This window comes from Aeromonas sp. 600948, assembly GCF_049174875.1.
In the GTDB taxonomy this organism is placed as follows: domain Bacteria; phylum Pseudomonadota; class Gammaproteobacteria; order Enterobacterales; family Aeromonadaceae; genus Aeromonas; species Aeromonas veronii_A.
In genome coordinates this window covers 392,427-411,334 of record NZ_JAAKTY010000001.1, presented here as the reverse complement: position 1 = coordinate 411,334, position 18,908 = coordinate 392,427, and the positions used below count along the sequence as shown (strand labels likewise).

Below are 18,908 nucleotides of genomic sequence, written 5' to 3'. Positions count from 1 at the left end.
AACGGTACGGGGTGAAATGCTCGATGACGGATGGGTATGACTGTTACCAGAATGCGTTGGCGGAGCGGGTGAACGGGTGAAGGAAAACACCCTGCTTTCTCCTGTGTTTGCGCTTTGGATATCTCTGAGAAAGTTCATTCAAAGTGTTAATTTTCAGTTTCACACTTATTGATAATTTCAATACAATATTTTGCTTGTTGGCATATTAAAACCAATCGCAGATATGAAAAAAGGGCCCGCAGGCCCTTAGAAAAGTAACGATGTTATCCGCCAAACAGATGGTGGCTGACGATAAACAGGCCACCGGAGAGCAGCATGGTCAACGGCAGGGTCAGCACCCAGGCCATCAGGATGGTCTTGATGGTCTGGCTCTGCAGGCCGGATTTGTTGGCAATCATGGTCCCCGCCACCGCAGAAGAGAGAATATGGGTGGTGGACACCGGCATACCGGTCAGACTGGCGACCCCGATGGAGGTTGCTGCCGTGATCTGGGCCGCAATGCCCTGGCTATAGGTCATGCCGGTAGTGCCGATCTTCTCGCCCACGGTATGAACGATACGACGCCAGCCCACCATGGTGCCACAACCGAGCGCCAGTGCGATGGAGACGATCACCCAGGTCGGTGCGTATTCAGCGGTCGCGGTCAGATCCTTGCGCCATTTGGCCAGGTCGGTCAGCTCCTTGGCGGGCAGCGGCAGCTTGGCAACCTTGCGGGCAGTGTCATCGATACAGAGCAGCAGACGACGCACTTCGCGACGGTCGGTCAGGCTCATCTGATCATAAGTACGCACAGCCCCCAGACGGGCATCCAGGGTGGCCATCGCCTGCAGCACGCCATCGGCGGAGCAGTGAGTCATCAGCTCTTCCTGAGCCGTTGCCGGTGCAGAGAAGTTGATGACACCAGAGAGGGCGGACTGGTTGCGCTGGTAGATCTCCATGATGCGCTGGTTGGCATCCTGGGTCCGATCCAGGTCATAAGAGCGGCTGTTCATGTCCAGCGCGAAATAGGCGGGTGCCATGCAGATCAGCACCAGCATCACCAGACCGATACCCTTCTGGCCATCGTTGGAGCCGTGCACGAAGCTGACGCCCATGGCCGAGGCCACCAGGGTCAGACGCGCCCAAAACGGCGGGTGCTTCTTGCCATCCACCAGCTGACGCTCTTCCGGTGTTTTGTGGATCTTGTTGCTGGTCCAGATGCGTTTCATTGCCAGCAGCAGCAGCGCCGCGATGATGAAACCTATGGTGGGAGAGATGATGAGGGAAAGCATGATGTCGATCGCTTTGCCCACGTTGATCCCTTCTGTCACCGGTTTATGGGTGATCCAGGCATAGGCGCCGCCTACCCCCAGAATGGAACCGATCAAGGTATGTGAACTGGAGGCCGGGATCCCGAAGAACCAGGTGCCCAGGTTCCACACGATGGCGGAAAACAGCAAGGAGAAGACCATGATCAACCCTTGGGTGGAGTCCATCCCAAGCAGCAGGTCGATGGGCAACAGATGGACAATGGCATAAGCCACCCCCAGACCGCCGAACATGACGCCAAAAAAGTTGAAGATCCCCGATGCGACAACCGCCAGGTGAGCCGGCATCGCCTTGGTATAGATAACCGTTGCTACCGCGTTGGCGGTATCGTGAAAGCCGTTGATAAATTCATAGGCAAGCACAAAAAAAACGGCCAATACCAAACCGATTGACCACCACAAACCCAAACCACTAAACATTTCAAACATAAAAAAAAGCCTGTTTATGAGTTGCGGCGGATTATGCCAGATGGCGGCCAACACCATAGCCACCATTGAAATATTTCAGCCATAAAAAAAAAGAGCTTTTTGGAAAAAAATATCCTAGAGCCAGTCCTCATGCGGCTTGCCATCGATTAATTAAAGCCATCAATGATTGCAGAAAATGGCAAAATTAGCTGACAATTAAGCCAATGATTTCATTTTTATGACGTTTTTATGACATAAAAACAGGCAAAATTGGTGATAAAACGCCCCTACCCCACCAATCTCATCCGACCAGCACCATCAATCCCATATCCGTTTGATTCCAGATGCAAAAAGGGAGCACCTTGTGCTCCCTTGAATCGTTGCTGTGTTGCCAGTTATCAGTCCTGATTGATGCGGCTGGCGACGGCGCCCTGCTGGCTCTTGTACTTGGCATTTTCCCGCTTGTTGTAGGGACGGGCCGCGACTCCGGAAAGCATCTCGAAGTTCAAGGCGCCGATCTTCATCTTCGGGCGCAGCGCCAGCGGCAGCTTGCCGCCGTTGTAGAACTCCAGCACGATGCGACCGGACCAACCCGGATCGATGCGGTGCGCGGTCACGTGCACCATCAGACCCAGGCGCGCCAGTGAAGAGCGGCCATCCAGCCAGCCGACGATATCGGCAGGCAGGGTGACGGATTCGTAGGTCACCGCCAGCGCCAGCTGACCCGGGTGAAGGTAGAAGGCTTCGCCATCGGGGATGTGGATCTCGTCACTCATCACCCGATCGATGGCATCAGCCATCTCGCTGCTCGGGCCGCTCAGGTCGATATAGGGCGCGGTATGATCGCGAAACACCCGAAACTCGTTACCCAGCAGCACATCGACACTGACACCACTGATCCGCTCTACCCCGGGCCGTGGCTCAATGACGATCTTGCCTTCATCCAGATGGCGTTCAATATCGGTATCACACAGACGCATTGGGCGACTCTCCTGACAAATTGTGCTTTTAAAAAAGCCGGGCATCACCCGGCTTGTTTCATCTTAACCGATCAACATGTGGCGGATACGCGCCTTGAGCATGTCGATGGCGATGCGGTTCTTGCCACCACGGGGCACGATCACATCGGCATACTGTTTGGACGGCTCGATAAACTGCAGGAACATCGGACGCACCGTCTTCTGGTACTGCTTGAGCACGGAATCCATGGTACGGCCACGCTCCTGCACATCACGCACCAGACGGCGCAGCAGGCAGATGTCGAGCGGGGTATCCATGAAGATGGAGGCATCCATCAGATCCCGTAGACGGCTGTCGGTCAGCAGCAGGATCCCTTCCAGAATGATCACCCGGCGCGGCGCAAACGGGGTTACTTCGTTCATCCGGGTGTGTTCGGTGTAGGAGTACTGGGGAATGGCAACCGCGTCACCTTTGACCAGCTGACTAAGGTGCTGTACCAGCAGGTCGTGATCCAGCGCGTTGGGGTGGTCATAGTTGGTCTTGACCCGCTCTTCCATGGTCAGGTGGGTCTGATCACGGTAGTAGCAATCTTCGGTGATCACACCAATCTGACCTGCGCCCAGTTCGGCCACCAGCTCTTCATAAATGGTCTGGGCTATAAGACTTTTGCCAGACGCAGATGCGCCCGCAATACCGATGATCACACACGAATGTTGAGTATCAGACATGACAAATACCTAAAAGAGAAGAGCAGTGGGGATGGTTTAAACCGATCCATTATATAAAAAAGGGTGGGTCATGCCCACCCTCAATTCCCTTTCAAGTGACCGACCGCCGATTATTCATCCAGCGCCATGGCATAGAGGGGGGTCGCAATCGGTTTTGCGCTGAAAAAGAGTTCAGCCCCTACCCTGCGCGCCAGCTTCAAATAGGCCTGAGCTAGGCTTCCTTCCGGTGCGCCGAACACCGTCGGACAGCCATCATCCATGTGTTGGCGGATATCGATGTGCAGCGGTAATTGACCAAGCAGTGCCACTTGATACTGCTCTGCCATCTTCTGGCCGCCACCGGTACCAAACAGCGGCTCATGATGACCACAGGCGCTGCAGACGTGGTAGCTCATGTTCTCGATAATACCGAGCACTGGCACATTGACCTTGTTGAACATGGCGATCCCCTTGCGGGCATCGGCCAGCGCCACATCCTGCGGGGTGGTGACGATCACTGCCGCCGAGGTAGGCACCTGCTGAGCCATAGTGAGCTGGATATCGCCAGTGCCCGGCGGCATGTCTACCACCAGATAATCCACCTCGCCCCAGCGGGTCTCATGGAGGATCTGCGCCAGCGCCTTGCTCGCCATCGGGCCACGCCAGATGGTGGCATCCTGCTCGGAGACCAGATAGCCGATGCTGTTGCTCTTGAGGCCGCAGGCCATCACCGGCTCCATCAGCTTGCCGTCATGGCTGACGGGGCGCTCCTTGAGGGTGCCCATCATTGTGGGAATGGAAGGGCCATAGATATCGGCATCGAGAATAGCGACCCGCGCCCCCTCTTTTTGCAGCGCCAGCGCCAGATTGACTGCGGTGGTGGACTTGCCTACCCCGCCCTTGCCGGAAGCAACCACGATGATGTTGCGAATGCCCTGCACGGCATTGAGGCCCTGCGCCCGCGGCATGCTGGCGACGTCAATCTCCAATGCCCAGTCGATACGGGCAGCGCCGGTGGCACTACGCAGCCTGGCATCGTAGTTCTCTTTGAGCTGATCGAGCAGCGAGAGACCGGCAAACGGCAAGACCAGCCGGATAGTAAGCCCCTGACCCTGATTGATGATCTCGCGAACGAATCCGGCATCCACCAGATCCTTGTGCCAGCCTGCTGGCTTAAATTCGGCGAGGATCTGTTTTACTGAATCAATCACCATTAACTCCTCATTATCTTGTCATTATCTTGAGGTGAACGGTTACCGCACACAAATCAGTGGCTTGCCTGCCATCATAACGGCAGGTGCTGCCAAGGTTGGCATAGCCACAACCCTAGGCAGGCTACCCCCAATTCGGGTAACATGCACGGCACTCTATCATCCCAACAAGCACATCAAGAACGTAATATGGCAACTGATCCTCGTAAAATGCTGGTAACCTGCGCCCTCCCCTATGCCAATGGCTCCATCCATCTTGGCCACATGCTGGAACATATCCAGGCCGATATCTGGGTTCGTTATCAGCGAATGCGCGGCCATCAGGTGCACTTCATCTGTGCCGATGATGCCCACGGCACCCCGATCATGCTCAAGGCACAGCAGATGGGGATCACCCCGGAAGAGATGATTGCCGCGGTCTCCAAGGAGCACCAGGCCGATTTCGCCGGGTTCAACATCAGCTTTGACAACTATCACTCTACCCACAGCGACGAGAACCGTGAGCTGGCGGAGCTGATCTATGGCCGCCTGAAAAATGGTGGTTTTATCAAGAGCCGCACCATCTCCCAGCTGTTCGATCCGGAAAAATCCATGTTCCTGCCGGATCGTTTCGTCAAGGGGACCTGCCCCAAGTGCAAATCTCCGGAGCAGTATGGCGACAACTGCGACAGCTGCGGCGCCACCTACAGCCCAACCGAGCTGATCGATCCGAAATCTGCCGTCTCCGGCGCGACTCCGGTAATGAAGGACTCCGAGCACTTCTTCTTCGACCTGCCACAGTTTGAAAAATGGCTCTCTGAGTGGGTGCGCGGCTCCGGCGCCATTCAGGAAGAGATGGCCAACAAGATGCAGGAGTGGTTCGAGAGCGGCCTGCAGCAGTGGGACATCACCCGCGACGCCCCCTACTTCGGTTTCGAAATTCCCGGCGCCCCGGGCAAGTACTTCTACGTCTGGCTGGATGCCCCCATCGGTTACATGGCTTCCTTCAAGAACCTGTGCAACAAGCGTGGCGACATCGACTTTGACAGCTACTGGAAAGCGGACTCCGACGCCGAGCTCTACCACTTCATCGGTAAAGATATCGCCTACTTCCACTGCCTGTTCTGGCCGTCCATGCTGGAAGGTGCCAACTTCCGCAAGCCGACCAAGGTCAACGTACACGGCTATGTGACCGTCAACGGCGCCAAGATGTCCAAGTCCAAGGGCACCTTTATCAAGGCATCCACCTACCTGAACCACCTGGATCCGGAGTGCCTGCGTTACTACTACGCCGCCAAGCTCAACAGCCGCATCGACGATCTGGACCTGAACCTCGAAGATTTCGTGCAGCGGGTCAACGCTGACGTGGTCAACAAGCTGGTTAACCTCGCCTCCCGCAACGCCGGCTTTATCGCCAAGCGTTTTGGCGGCAAGCTGGCGGCAACCTGCGCCGAACCCGAGCTCTACGCCGAGTTTGCCAATGCCCGCACCGCCATTGCCGAGGCTTATGAAAGCCGCGAGTTCAGCCGTGCCATCCGCGAAATCATGGCGCTGGCCGACAAGGCCAACCGCTATGTGGATGACAAGGCTCCTTGGGTCATCGCCAAGCAGGAAGGGGCTGACGCCGAGCTGCAAGCTGTTTGCTCCGTCGGTATCAACCTGTTCCGCGTACTGATGGCCTACCTCAAGCCCGTCATGCCGCTGCTGGCCGAGCGTGCCGAAGCCTTCCTGGCCGAAACCCTCAGCTGGGATGGCATCGAGATGCCGCTGGTCGATCACACCGTGGCACCGTTCAAAGCCCTCTTCTCACGCATCGAGCCGGCGAAGATTGAAGCCATGATCGAGGCCTCCAAGGAAGACCTGGCCAAAGAGCAGGCACCGAAAGTGACCGGCCCGCTGGCTGATGACCCCATCAGCGAAACCATCACCTATGACGATTTTGCCAAGATTGACCTGCGCGTCGCGCTGATCAAGAAGGCCGAAGCGGTACCGGAAGCCGAGAAGCTGCTCAAGCTGCAACTGGATATCGGCGGCGAAACCCGTCAGGTGTTTGCCGGTATCAAGTCCGCTTACAACCCGGAAGATCTGGAAGGCAAGCTGACCGTGATGGTGGCCAACCTGGCGCCGCGCAAGATGCGTTTCGGCATGTCCGAAGGCATGGTGCTGGCTGCAGGCCCGGGCGGCAAGGATCTCTGGATCCTGGAGCCGCAGGAAGGCGCCCAGCCGGGCATGCGCGTCAAGTAAGCGTATCGCTGACTGCGACCACAGCCAGATAGAGAAGAGAGGCCAAACGGCCTCTCTTTTTTTGTCTCACATATTTGGCTTGGATAGTTTCTGTAGATGCTGGTCGCGGATGACTTCCGCAGATTGCGGTCTCGGGGCTATCCACAACCGGGATTCGCGGTCGATACATTTTGTTCTGAATACCTGACCAGCCGACTTGGCATGTCATTCATGTTGTGGCCTGCCTGCATCGCCAGTTTGAGCGCCACCAGCTCCGCCTGCTGGCAGTCCAATTGACGCAAACGGGCAGTGATCTTTTGCTTCAACTGCTGCCGCAGTTTCGTCTGCTTGCGGGTGTTCCCCTGCTCTGCTCGCAACCTCCGCCGCCATTGACGCCAATCCTGCAACTGGCCGAGTCGTTCCTGCCAGTGAGTCAGGGTGCTCAACCAGCCGGGATCTCCACTCCCCAGATCCAGCAACAGTTCCACGCCATAACGGGCCTGCTTGATCTCGAGGCGCAGCCGATGCCAGCGGCGCAACTGTTGCTGACGGGAGCTGGCAGATTTTCCAACGCAGGGAATAGGTTCATCGAGAGCGCCCTGCGCCTCATCAAGGCGCAGGGCCAGATGCTGCTGATAGAGCGATGCCAATGCCCGCGCATCCGGCACCTGCGCCACCGCTGCAAGCCAGCGGGCCAGTCGCCTCGACAACAGGGGCACGCGACAGGCCGATTTGTGGGTATTGCCCGTGCTGGCAGGCGGCTTGCCAAAACGCTCGGCGTAGACCTGAGCATCCCGCAGCGCCGAAAGCCGCCCGACCGAGCGCAGCAGACGCCGCTCCAGCTCGGGATGATAGGCGAGTGGTCGCCACAGGGCGAGCAGTGCCAGCAAGCGGCGCGCCGCGATACGGTAGCCATGCACGGCCGGTTCGCTGGCCTCTTCGCGCACCGCTCGCGCCGCCTCCTGATAACGGGCGACCCAGCTTGTTGCCTGAGTCAGCAACAGACTTTCCTTGTCAGCGTCCATCTCGTCCCCGCCCCTTCAGTTGGTGTGAAAGCCCTGGCCGGTGGGCGGCAGCGCCTCTTCATACTCCATCCGGGTCACCCTGGCGGTGCGCGGGCCATGCTCCAGCCAACCCAGCATCATCTGCACCCCCTGCGCGGGGCCGCTGATGAGGATCTCCACCGAGCCATCCTCCAGGTTGTAGGCATGGCCCCGCAAACCCAGTTGCAGCGCCCGCTCACGGGTGAAATAGCGAAATCCCACCCCCTGCACCTGCCCCCACACCCGAATGACAAACGATTGCTCTCCCATTTCTCACACCTTCAGCTTAAGAAAAAAATTCCCGAGACGATAATGTGCCCGACACTCTATCTCTGCAGGATGCAGCTCCATTATGAAAGAAGTTAAATTCCGGTGGGTTGACCGCTATCTCATTCACCTCACCATCAGTGAAAAATTCCATATCGCGTTCTGGTTACCTCTCTTCATCATCGCCTTTCTCAGCTGGTATATGCTGGTGGTCAACCATCAGCAGGAGATCTCCCTGCGGGTAGCGCAGTTGCAGCAACGGGTCGAGACCACGGCGCAGCTGGTCAGCCAGCAGCCCACGCTCACTCTGCCAGCCGATCTGCGCCTCCAGCCACAAGGGGTGAGCGGGCTCGAGCAGCAGGGCGATCGCTACCGCTTCACCGCACCAGCGGGTCAGGCTGGCTATGTCACCGGCGAGCTCGACACCAGTACGTCCTCCATGTGGGATGATCAGGGCACCACGCTCACCATGATTGGAGCGTTGGCAGCCCTGATGGCACTGGTGATCCACTACATGATGACCTTTGTCTCCGGCGCCCTGTACTCCACCAACAAGGCGCTGCAAACTGTCGCCGACGGCGATCTCACCTTCCGCCTCAATTTCTTTCCGGTGCGCGACGAGTTCTCTACCCTGGCGGGCAGCATCGACCGCTTTACCGACCGACAGCATCAGATCGTCAAGCTGGTCGAAGAGTCTGCCGAGGCGCTGACCCTGGCCGCCGACGAGTTTCGTGACCATGCCCGCGAAGGCGAGACCATGGCGCGTTCCCAGCGCCAGCACATGGATTCACTGGCCACCGCCATGGAGCAGATGTCGGCGGCAATCCGCGAAGTGGCGCGCAATGCCAACGACACCCTGCAGCAGACCCGTCAGTCGAGCGAAGAGGCGGCCAATGGCGCCAACCGGGTAGCACGCACCATAGAGGCGATCCGTACCCTAGCCGACGAGATTGGCAACGCCTCCGGCGCGGTCGAACGGCTCACCCACAACGCCAACCGGATCAACGAAGTTGTCAACGTGATCAACGCCATCTCCCAGCAGACCAACTTGTTGGCCCTCAACGCCGCCATCGAAGCGGCCCGTGCCGGTGAGCAGGGTCGCGGCTTTGCGGTGGTGGCGGATGAGGTGCGTACCCTCGCCAGCCGCACCCAGCAGGCAACGGTGGAGATCCAGCAGATGATCGAAGAGCTGCAGACCGGTACCGCCGCGCTGAACGACATCATGGAGAAAACCGTGGGACGCGCCGCCAGCAGCCAGCAGCTCATCAGCGAGGTGGGGCTCGATATCGAGAAGCTGAGCAACCACAGCGATGCGGTGCTGGAGATGAGCACCCAGATCGCCACCTCCAGCGAGGAGCAGAGCTCGGTGGCCGCCGAGATCACCCACAATCTCGATCAGGTGCGCCATGAAGCGGCGCAGGTGGAAGAGTCCGCCAGCGCCTCGGTAGCCGGTACGCAGGGGCTCAAAGCCACCGCCAGCGAGCTGACCCAGGCACTCAAGGGGATTAAGCTCTGACCGTATGAGGTGTCAGATCAGGGCAACCCCATCCATTACACAGGGTTGTTTGAGTTTTACCTGCGGGCCACATAGAATGTGGCCCCTTTTCTTTCTACCATCGGCAAACATCCATGAGCGCTTCCATCTATCTCGTCAAAGGACGCGAAAAATCCCTGCTGCGTCGCCACCCCTGGATCTTCTCCAAGGGGATTGAGCGGGTTCAGGGCAACCCCATTGACGGCGATACCGTCGAGATCTATGCCAACGATGGCAAGTGGCTCGCCCGTGGCGCCTGGTCAGGCAGCTCCCAGATCCGTGCCCGGGTCTGGACCTTCGACAAGGATGAGACCGTCGATCTCGATTTCTTTATCCGTCGTCTCAAATATGCGCAGGAGTCTCGCGATCCGCTGATCAAGCGTCAGGGCCTCACCGGCTATCGCCTCTGCGCCGCCGAATCCGATGGCCTGCCGGGTCTGACCATCGACCGTTATGCCGATTTTCTGGTGTGCCAGATCCTCTCTGCCGGTGCCGAGTTCCAGCGTGAGCTGATAACGCAGGCGCTGCGTACCCTCTACCCCGAGTGCAGCATCTATGAGCGCTCCGATGTGGCAGTGCGCAAGAAGGAAGGGCTGAAAGAGCGCACCGGCGTCATCTATGGCGAGACCCCGAACGAGCCGGTGGTCATCGAGGAGAACGGTGGCGTCAAGATCCTGGTGGATATTCGCAACGGCCATAAAACCGGCTTCTATCTGGATCAGCGGGACAACCGTCAGGCTGCCGCCAAGTACACCGAAGGCAAGCGCGTCCTCAACTGCTTCTGCTACACCGGCGGGTTTGGCGTCTATGCCCTCAAGGGCGGCGCCAAGGAGGTGGTCAACGTCGATCTCTCCCAGAATGCGCTGGATATCGCCCGCCAGAATGCCGAGCTGAACGGGCTGGATACCAGCAACACCCAGTTCGTTCGTCACGACGTGTTCAAGCTGCTGCGTGAATATCGCGAGAAGGGCGAGAAGTTCGACGTCATCGTGCTGGATCCGCCCAAGTTTGCCGAGAGCAAGGCCCAGCTGCTGGGTGCCTGCCGAGGCTACAAGGACATCAACATGCTGGCATTCCAGCTGCTGGCGCCGGGTGGCGTGCTGCTGACCTACTCTTGCTCCGGCCTGATGGAGCAGAGCCTGTTCCAGAAGATCGTTGCCGATGCGGCGCTCGATGCCGGTCGCGATGCCCAGATCCTGGAGCTGCTTTCCCAGGCCTCTGATCACCCTATCGGTACCGCCTATCCGGAAGGCTTCTACCTCAAGGGTCTGGTGGTACGCGCCCGCTGATCGGCAACCACCCTCCCCTTGTGATCAATCAGGCCCCTTGCGGGCCTGATTGCTTTGCATCGCGCCGTATGGGCCTGAGCCTGACGTCATCCCGATGACAACCCTCTCTGCGTTATTCGTGTTCTCTCTCCTCCTCTTTCCCTACCAGCTCTGTTTAAATCTCTTTGCAAAATAACTGCACATTTATGATTTAAATCACACCCGTATGACTCTCTTTTCCGTAGTGTGATCTCGCCTGCGGCAGCCAAGCCGGGGCAGCCGCACCGTCAGGATTGATGGGCGGCACAACAACAAAATAGATGTCAGGCCAAGCTGAACATCACAAGGGATCCCGTTATGAATCAATCATTGCCGCTGTTAACGCCGCTGCGGGGCATCGCTGCCCTGATGGTGGTGCTGTTCCATGCCCGCTTGCTGCTCTTTCCTCAGTGGATGGAGCTGATCGCAGGCCACACCCAACTCATCGAGAACGGCTACCTCTGGGTCGATCTGTTCTTTATTTTGAGCGGCGTGGTGCTGGCACATGTCTATGGGGAGGCCTTCACCCGCACGCCCCGCACCGTGGGCTATGGCCGCTTTCTCTGGCTGCGGCTGACCCGCGTCTACCCCCTTTACCTGGTAACCCTGCTGTTGCTGGTCGGCTGGGAACTTTACAAGGCGCAGCACGGAGTAGGCTTCTATGCCGGCCCCTTGTTCAAGATGTGGGAGTGGGAAGGGATGCCGCCTTTCGGTTCCCCCTTCACGCCAGCCGAAGCGCTGCCCAGCGCCTTACTGCTGCTGCAGGTGGTAACCGATCACGGGTTGACCTGGAACTTCGCCGCCTGGTCCCTGAGCGTAGAGTGGATAAGCTACCTGCTGTTCCCGCTGCTGATCCCGCTGGCGGTGACCCGCACTCGCTGGAGCCATCTCGCCCCCCTGCTGGCGCTGACGGTGCTGGCCTTTATCGTGCACAGTCGCAGCACCCTGGATGTCACCAGCGGCGCGCTTGCAGTGGGACGCGGGGTGAGTGAATTTGTGCTCGGCCTCTGGCTGCTGCCGAGGGTGAAGGCCGCGAAAGGCTCGCCCATGATGAAGCATGATCTGCCGCTCTTGATCGCCTTTGTGCTGCCCTTCGCGCTGATGCAGTTCGCCATGACGCCGCAGCTGACACTGCTGCTGATCGCCTCCTACGTGCTGCTGATCTGGATTGCCGCCGCCCAGGGGGAGCGCCGGAGTCCGCTGCTGCGCCTTTTGGATAACCGCTTCACCAGCTGGCTGGGAGATCTCTCCTACTCCATCTACCTGCTCCATGCGCTGGTGCTGCTCACCGGCTGCGAGCTCATCCACTATCTGGCGCCGGGGCTCACCGAGTGGTGGTATAGCCAAACCAACCCGCTGCTGGGGGTAGTGGCCACCTTGCTGATGCTGGCGGTGCTGATCGGACTCTCGGCGTTGAGCTACAACCTGCTGGAGCGGCCACTGCAACGGCGCCTGCGCCGCTGGGGCAAGGCTCGCCAGCCGGTGCTGGAGCAAGCCGGCTAACCCGTTTTCGCCAACTGATAGCCCCGCTGAGGTTAAACCGACCTCAGCGGGGCAAGTCCGCGAGTTCTCTTCACCCCTGCCGATAATTGAGTGGCTCAAGCGTGCGCTCTACTCCCTTAACTTCCACCCGCCAATCCCCTTCGCTTTGTGTGAATTCCTGTTCGAACCGGAGGGGGCATTTATGGCATAATGCCCTGTCCTGTGGCCCTTGGCGGGGCTGTGTTGGCGCATCTGTCGCCTCTTCTTCCCCGTCCTACCCGGCAGCCCTGCGTGACTGCCTGACATCACTGCTTCCAGAAGCAGCCAAGGCCACCTATTTTTGCGGCTCTTTACATGACGGTAGATGGCCGCGCATTGACCAAGATGGCTCCCGCAGAGCCTCTGCACACGGTGCACAAACAAGGGGTAAGTATGTCTTCCATTCGTCTGACCCAATACAGCCACGGCGCTGGCTGTGGCTGCAAAATCTCTCCCAAGGTGCTCGACACCATTCTCAAGAGCCAGATCCCGGGCTTCAACGACCCGACCCTGATCGTTGGCAACAGCAGCAAGGATGACGCGGCCGTGGTCGATATCGGCAACGGTCAGGGCATTGTCTCCACCACCGACTTCTTTATGCCCATCGTCGATGACCCCTTCACCTTTGGCCGCATCGCCGCCACCAACGCCATCAGCGATATCTACGCCATGGGCGGCAAGCCCATCGTTGCCATCGCCATCCTCGGCTGGCCCATCAATACCCTGGCGCCGGAAGTGGCCCAGCAGGTGATCGACGGTGGCCGTCAGGTGTGCCATGAAGCGGGCATTTCGCTGGCCGGTGGCCACAGCATCGATGCCCCCGAGCCCATCTTCGGTCTTGCGGTGACCGGTATCGTGCCTCTGGATGCCATCAAGCAGAACGACACCGCCAAGGTGGGTGACACCCTCTATCTGACCAAGCCCCTTGGTATCGGCATCCTCACCACAGCCCAGAAGAAGGGCAAGCTGAAGCCTGAACACGAGCAGCTGGCCCCCAACGCCATGTGCACCCTCAACAAGATTGGCCAGCGTTTTGCCGAGCTGCCGGGTGTGCACGCCATGACCGACGTCACCGGTTTTGGTCTGGCTGGCCATCTGCTGGAGATGTGTGAAGGATCCAATGTCAGCGCCCGCCTCGACTTCAAGGCGCTGCCGCTACTGGACGAGGTAGATTACTACCTCGCCGAGGGCTGCGTACCGGGCGGGACTCTGCGCAACCACGACTCCTACGGCCACAAGCTGGATGCCATGGACGATCGCACCCGCAACATCATGTGCGACCCGCAAACCAGCGGCGGCCTGCTGGTCGCCGTGGGTAAAGAGAGCGAAGCCGAGCTGCTCGCCATCGCGCAAGACGCTGGGCTAAAACTCTCGCCCATCGGTCAGATCAAGCCCCTTGAGGGCTCCCGCTTTATCGAGATTGTCCAATGAGTGAATTGCCACTGGCCACGGACTACGCCCAGATTTTTTTAGGCGATGTGCCGTTGATTGATGTGCGCGCCCCCATCGAGTTCAAGGAGGGGGCCTTCCCCTGCTCGACCAGCCTGCCCTTGATGACAGACGATGAGCGCGCCCAGGTGGGGACCTGCTTCAAGAAGCAGGGGCAGGCCGCCGCCATTGAGCTTGGACACAAGCTGGTGGGGGGAGCAGTACGGGCCGAGCGACTCGAAGGCTGGCTGGCGCAGTTGCGCAAGCAGCCCGATGCCATGCTCTACTGCTTTCGCGGCGGCCTGCGCTCGCAAACCGTACAACAGTGGCTGGCTGAAGCGGGGGTGACTCGCCCCCGCGTCGCCGGTGGCTACAAGGAGCTGCGCCGCTTCCTGATCGACACCCAGGACAAGGCCTCTGCCGAGTGCCACTGGACTGTGCTGACCGGCATGACCGGTTCCGGCAAGACCCATATGCTGGACCACGTGGCCCAGGCGCTCGATCTGGAAGGACACGCCCATCACAGGGGCTCGTCGTTTGGTCAACTGCCCGGCGGCCAGCCCAGCAACATCAATTTTGAAAACAACATGGCCATCGAGCTGCTCAAGCGCCGCCATCAGGGTGAGCATGCCTTCGTGGTGGAAGATGAGAGTCGCCTGATCGGCCGCTGCTGCCTGCCCCTCTCCCTCCATGAGGCCATGAGTCAGGCACCGCTGGTGGTGGTGGATGTGCCGCAGTGCGATCGGGCCGAGCAGATCCGCGAAGATTACGTGCACGATCTCTGGCTGCGCTATCAAGCCATGTATGGCCAAGAAGAGGGATGGCCGCTGTTTGCCGCCTATCTCACCGATGCGTTGGCCCGTCTCAAGCGCCGCCTCGGCGATCAGGCCCACCGCGAGCTGGATGCCCTGATGCAGACCGCTCTCACCGAGCAGGAAAAGAGCGGTGATACCGCGCTGCATCTAGCCTGGATCACGTTGCTGCTGACCCGCTACTACGACCCCATGTATCTCTACCAGCTTGGCAACAAGCAGGAGCGCATCGTATTCCGCGGTGACAAACAGGCCTGTCTCGACTATTTCGCCGAGCAGCATGCCAGCTCGCTGCGCGGCTGACCCATCCCAAGAGAGGAACTCTATGTTGAAATTCGAGGTGATCCCGGTCACCCAGTTCGCCCAGAACTGCTCCCTCATCTGGTGTGACGAGACCCATCAGGCGGCCCTGATCGATCCGGGCGGCGAAGCGGAAAAACTGCTGGCCGCCATCGCCAAGCGCGGCCTGACCCTGACTCATATCCTGCTGACCCACGGTCATCTGGATCATGTAGGTGCCGCCGCCGCTCTGCGGGAAAAGACCGGCGTCGCCATTACCGGCCCCCACAAGGAGGACGCCTTCTGGCTCGACATGCTGCCCCAGCAGAGCCAGATGTTCGGCTTTGCCCATACCCCCGCCTTCACGCCGGATCGCTGGCTGGAGCAGGGTGACAAGGTGCAGGTTGGCCAGTGCGAACTGGAGGTCTACTTCTGCCCCGGCCACACCCCGGGCCATATCGTGCTGCTGAGTCAGGCCGAAAAACTCGCCTGGGTTGGCGATGTGCTGTTTGCCGGCAGCATCGGCCGCACCGACTTCCCCCGTGGGGATCACGGTACGCTGCTCAAGTCGATCACCGAGACCCTGCTGCCGCTGGGTGACGAAATCGTCTTTATCCCGGGCCACGGCCCCAGCTCTACCTTCGGCCGCGAGAAGGTGAGCAACCCCTACCTGACCCAGCCTATCTGGTGATCAAAAAAGGCAGCGGTGTTAGCCGCTGCCTTTTCTTCTCTGCTCTCTTTTTCATTCTCGACTCCTGCCAACCGGCCAGCCATGTCCCCTCTGCGTTCTCCAGTTCAGCATGCCTGTTTGTCTCTTTCGCCCAATAAAAATCCCCACCCGGGGGTGAGGATTGATTTATAGGTGCAACCGTCTGGTGGCTTATTGTGCCAGCAGGTGACCGACCAGCTCATGACGCCACCCTTGCAGCAGCATCGGCTTGTCGCTGCGGGCCCGCTCTTCGTCGTTCATCCGCCAGCTCCAGGTGAAGTACTGGTGAATGATCTTCTTGCTGGCAATCAGCTCGGGCGGAATATTGCTCGCCTTGGCCTTCTCTTCCACCATGGCTTTGATGCGCTTGAGCTCGGCCTTGTACTGGGGGAAGTCGACCAGCCGACGAATGGGCTCGGGCCAGCTGTCAGGATCGCTTTGCTGCGCCTTGGCGACAATATCGAGCATCCGCTTGCCGTGGATCTTGATCTCGATGGGCGAGAGGCCGAGCTCGTTGAGATCCCGCAGGGAGACAGGACGACGCTCCGCCACCTTGAACAGGTGCAGCTCTTTGACCACGAAGTTGAGGGCCAGATCGCGGCGCACCGCCTCTTGCTGGCGCCAGGCGGCCAGCTCGCGCAGAATGGCGAGCTCGCGGCGACCCAGTTGCCAGGCGTTGACGATTTCAAGATAAGCCTGACGGGGATCGCTACCCTGGGTCTTGCGGGCAGAGTGGTTCTGACACTCCTGCTCGAACCAGGCAAACTTGCCGCTTTCCCGCAGTTTGGCCATCACCTTCTCGTAGAGCGGCATCAGGTAGAAGACATCCGCTGCCGCGTATTCGAGCTGACGCGGTGTAAGCGGGCGGGCCAGCCAGTCGGTTCGCGCCTGATCTTTTTCCAGCTCGACCCCGAGGAATTCATTCACCAGCGCACCAAAGCCGACCGAGACGCCGTAACCGAGAAAGGCGGTAGCCAGCTGGGTATCGTGCATCTGGTTGGGCAGGTGGCCAGCCTGATGCTGGATAAGCTCCAGATCTTCGCCAGAGGCGTGCAGGATGGCGATCTGCCCTTCCCTGCCCAGTCGCTGCCAGAGGGCGGAGAGATCCAGGGTCAGCGGATCCAGCAGCGCCAGATGCTCGCCGTCATAGATCTGGAACAGGCCAAGCTGGGGGTAGTAGGTACGGGTGCGAACGAATTCAGTATCGATAGCCAGGGGAACGTCGGCCAGAGAAGCGAGATACTGCTCAAGTTCGTCTTGCTGAGTGATAAGTTGATAGTGCATCTGTGCCTGCGCGGTTGATCAGGGCCAAAAAGAAAAAACCGTGGGATGACCCACGGTTTTGCATAACGACGGTGCTGGTTTGCAGAGGCTTCTGCAGCCGCAGTCCGGTTATTGCTTGGCAATCTCCTCGTCGCGCAGTACGCGGCGCAGGATCTTGCCCACATTGGTCTTGGGAAGTTCGTCACGAAATTCTACCAGTTTCGGCACCTTATAGGCAGTCAGATGTTTGCGGCAGTGGGCAATAATCTCGTCCTCATGCAATTTTGCATCTTTCTTGACCACAAAGATCTTCACCAGCTCACCGGAGACCTTGTGCGGCACACCCACGGCGGCCACTTCCAGCACTTTCGGGTGCAGGGCAACGACATCTTCGATCTCGTTCGGATAGACGTTGAAACCGGAGACCAGGATCATGTCCTTCTTGCGGTCAACGATCTTGAAGAAGCCCTGCTCGTCGCACACCGCGATATCACCGGTACAGAGCCAGCCATCCTGCATCACTTCGGCAGTGGCCTCTGGGCGCTGCCAGTAGCCCACCATCACCTGCGGGCCACGAACCTGCATTTCGCCGGGGGTGCCGAGGGCGTGGATCACCTGACCGTTGTCATCTACCAGACGGATCTCGGTAGAGCAGACCGGCAGGCCGATGGAGCCGTTGTAATCACTCAGATCGTAGGGGCAGACGCTCACCAGCGGTGAGCACTCGGTCAGGCCGTAACCTTCAAGCAGCGGGGTGCCGGTCAGCTTCTTCCACTGCTCCGCCACCGCCCGTTGCACCGCCATGCCGCCACCGATGGTGAGCTTGAGCTTGTCAAAAGCGATGCTCTGGAACTCGGCATTGTTGACCAGGGCGTTGAACAGGGTGTTGACGCCGGTAATGCAGGTGAAGGGGTACTTCTTGATCTCTTTGACAAACCCCGGGATGTCGCGCGGGTTGCTGATCAGCAGGTTGTAACCGCCGATACGCATAAAGAGCAGGCAGTTCACGGTCAGGGCGAAGACGTGATAGAGGGGCAATGCGGTGACCACGAACTCCTTGCCACGCTCCAGCATGGGGCCGTAGACGCCGAGGCACTGCTCGACGTTGGCAATCATGTTTCGATGGGTCAGCATGGCCCCTTTGGAGAGGCCGGTGGTGCCACCGGTGTACTGCAGGAAGGCGAGATCGTCGTTGGTGATCTCCGGCTTGATGTACTGCAGGAAACGCCCCTTGGAGAGGGCCTGACGCATGGTGGTGGCGTGGGGCAGATTGTATTTCGGCACCAGCTTCTTGACGTACTTGACCACGAAGTTGACCAGGGTGCCCTTGGCCAGCCCCAGATTGTCACCCATCCGGGTCAGGATAACGTGCTTGATCGGGGTGTCGTAGACCACCTTTTCCAGGGTATGGGCGAAGTTGGAGACGATGACGATGGCCTTGGCACCGGAGTCTTTGAGCTGATGCTCCAGCTCGCGCGGGGTATAGAGCGGGTTGACGTTGACCACGATCATGCCGGCGCGCAGGATGCCGAATACGGCGATGGGGTATTGCAGCAGGTTCGGCATCATCACCGCAACCCGATCCCCTTTCTCCAGCTTCAGCTCGTTTTGCAGGTAGGCAGCAAAGGCGCGGGACTGCTCTTCCAGCCGGCGGTAGGTGATGGTTTGGCCCATGTTGACGAAGGCGGGCTGATCGGCAAACTGGGTTACCGAGGATTCGAACATCTCGACCAGGGAGCTGTATTGGTCTGGATTGATCTCGGCGGGGACCCCTTCCGGATAACGTTTCAGCCAGACTTTTTCCACAAACTTCTCCTGCATAACTAGCACCTGTGCGCTCACTGTGTTGCCTCCGTCCCGGTTCACATCCATTTTAATCGGTTGTTTTAAGCTGATGCTCTAATGCCGCACATATTTACACAGCGCAACATCAATTAACAGCAAATTAAC

The 18,908-nt window shown here is 59.0% G+C and carries 15 protein-coding genes; 7 read left to right on the top strand and 8 right to left on the bottom strand.

Going from position 1 to position 18,908, the window contains the following annotated elements; genetic code table 11:
• Positions 1–263 precede the first annotated feature (263 nt).
• The 4 genes from G5182_RS01735 to apbC form a co-directional block, all read right to left on the bottom strand.
• Entirely contained in the window at positions 264–1,736 is a 1,473-nt protein-coding gene (locus G5182_RS01735) for an inorganic phosphate transporter (RefSeq protein ID WP_421254136.1), read from the bottom strand.
• A 377-nt stretch (positions 1,737–2,113) separates the two neighbouring features.
• A complete protein-coding gene (gene dcd / locus G5182_RS01730; RefSeq protein WP_005336719.1) occupies positions 2,114–2,695 on the bottom strand; it encodes a dCTP deaminase in 582 nt (193 codons plus the stop codon).
• Between the two features lie 63 nt (positions 2,696–2,758).
• On the bottom strand, positions 2,759–3,403 hold the full coding sequence (gene udk, locus G5182_RS01725; protein WP_005352133.1) for a uridine kinase: 645 nt from the start codon (positions 3,401–3,403) through the stop codon (positions 2,759–2,761).
• 110 nt (positions 3,404–3,513) lie between these two features.
• Positions 3,514–4,596, bottom strand: coding sequence for an iron-sulfur cluster carrier protein ApbC (apbC, locus tag G5182_RS01720; RefSeq protein ID WP_005345574.1), 1,083 nt, complete (start codon positions 4,594–4,596; stop codon positions 3,514–3,516).
• 186 nt (positions 4,597–4,782) lie between these two features.
• Between apbC and metG the strand changes: the two genes are divergently transcribed.
• A complete protein-coding gene (gene metG, locus G5182_RS01715) occupies positions 4,783–6,816 on the top strand; it encodes a methionine--tRNA ligase (protein ID WP_026034905.1) in 2,034 nt (677 codons plus the stop codon).
• A 137-nt stretch (positions 6,817–6,953) separates the two neighbouring features.
• Here the strand turns inward: metG and G5182_RS01710 are convergent, their stop codons facing one another.
• Both G5182_RS01710 and G5182_RS01705 read right to left on the bottom strand, forming a co-directional pair.
• The gene (locus G5182_RS01710) at positions 6,954–7,820 is read right to left on the bottom strand and encodes a CHAD domain-containing protein (protein ID WP_227342957.1); all 867 of its coding nucleotides are present in this window, start codon (positions 7,818–7,820) and stop codon (positions 6,954–6,956) included.
• Positions 7,821–7,835: 15 nt separating this feature from the next.
• On the bottom strand, positions 7,836–8,108 hold the full coding sequence (locus tag G5182_RS01705) for an acylphosphatase (RefSeq protein WP_005345583.1): 273 nt from the start codon (positions 8,106–8,108) through the stop codon (positions 7,836–7,838).
• 82 nt (positions 8,109–8,190) lie between these two features.
• Between G5182_RS01705 and G5182_RS01700 the strand changes: the two genes are divergently transcribed.
• The 6 genes from G5182_RS01700 to G5182_RS01675 all read left to right on the top strand — a co-directional run bounded on the left by G5182_RS01700 (position 8,191) and on the right by G5182_RS01675 (position 15,677).
• A complete protein-coding gene (locus G5182_RS01700; RefSeq protein ID WP_421254135.1) occupies positions 8,191–9,621 on the top strand; it encodes a methyl-accepting chemotaxis protein in 1,431 nt (476 codons plus the stop codon).
• Between the two features lie 113 nt (positions 9,622–9,734).
• On the top strand, positions 9,735–10,928 hold the full coding sequence (locus G5182_RS01695) for a class I SAM-dependent methyltransferase (RefSeq protein ID WP_005336736.1): 1,194 nt from the start codon (positions 9,735–9,737) through the stop codon (positions 10,926–10,928).
• Between the two features lie 336 nt (positions 10,929–11,264).
• On the top strand, positions 11,265–12,449 hold the full coding sequence (locus tag G5182_RS01690; protein WP_227340589.1) for an acyltransferase family protein: 1,185 nt from the start codon (positions 11,265–11,267) through the stop codon (positions 12,447–12,449).
• Positions 12,450–12,860: 411 nt separating this feature from the next.
• Complete coding sequence (selD, locus tag G5182_RS01685) at positions 12,861–13,898, top strand: selenide, water dikinase SelD (RefSeq protein WP_227340590.1); 1,038 nt, start codon at positions 12,861–12,863, stop codon at positions 13,896–13,898.
• A complete protein-coding gene (gene mnmH, locus G5182_RS01680) occupies positions 13,895–15,010 on the top strand; it encodes a tRNA 2-selenouridine(34) synthase MnmH (RefSeq protein ID WP_421254134.1) in 1,116 nt (371 codons plus the stop codon). Before selD ends, mnmH begins: the two co-directional genes overlap by 4 nt.
• A 22-nt stretch (positions 15,011–15,032) precedes the next feature.
• Positions 15,033–15,677 carry an MBL fold metallo-hydrolase gene (locus G5182_RS01675; protein WP_421254133.1) on the top strand — a complete coding sequence of 215 codons (645 nt, stop codon included), beginning with the start codon at positions 15,033–15,035 and terminating at the stop codon, positions 15,675–15,677.
• Between the two features lie 189 nt (positions 15,678–15,866).
• Here G5182_RS01675 and rnd read toward each other — a convergent pair whose 3' ends face one another.
• Together rnd and fadD are read right to left on the bottom strand one after the other, a co-directional pair.
• Complete coding sequence (gene rnd / locus G5182_RS01670; protein WP_236767279.1) at positions 15,867–16,979, bottom strand: ribonuclease D; 1,113 nt, start codon at positions 16,977–16,979, stop codon at positions 15,867–15,869.
• 108 nt (positions 16,980–17,087) lie between these two features.
• The gene (fadD, locus tag G5182_RS01665; RefSeq protein ID WP_421254140.1) at positions 17,088–18,764 is read right to left on the bottom strand and encodes a long-chain-fatty-acid--CoA ligase FadD; all 1,677 of its coding nucleotides are present in this window, start codon (positions 18,762–18,764) and stop codon (positions 17,088–17,090) included.
• Between the last annotated feature and the right edge of the window lie 144 nt (positions 18,765–18,908).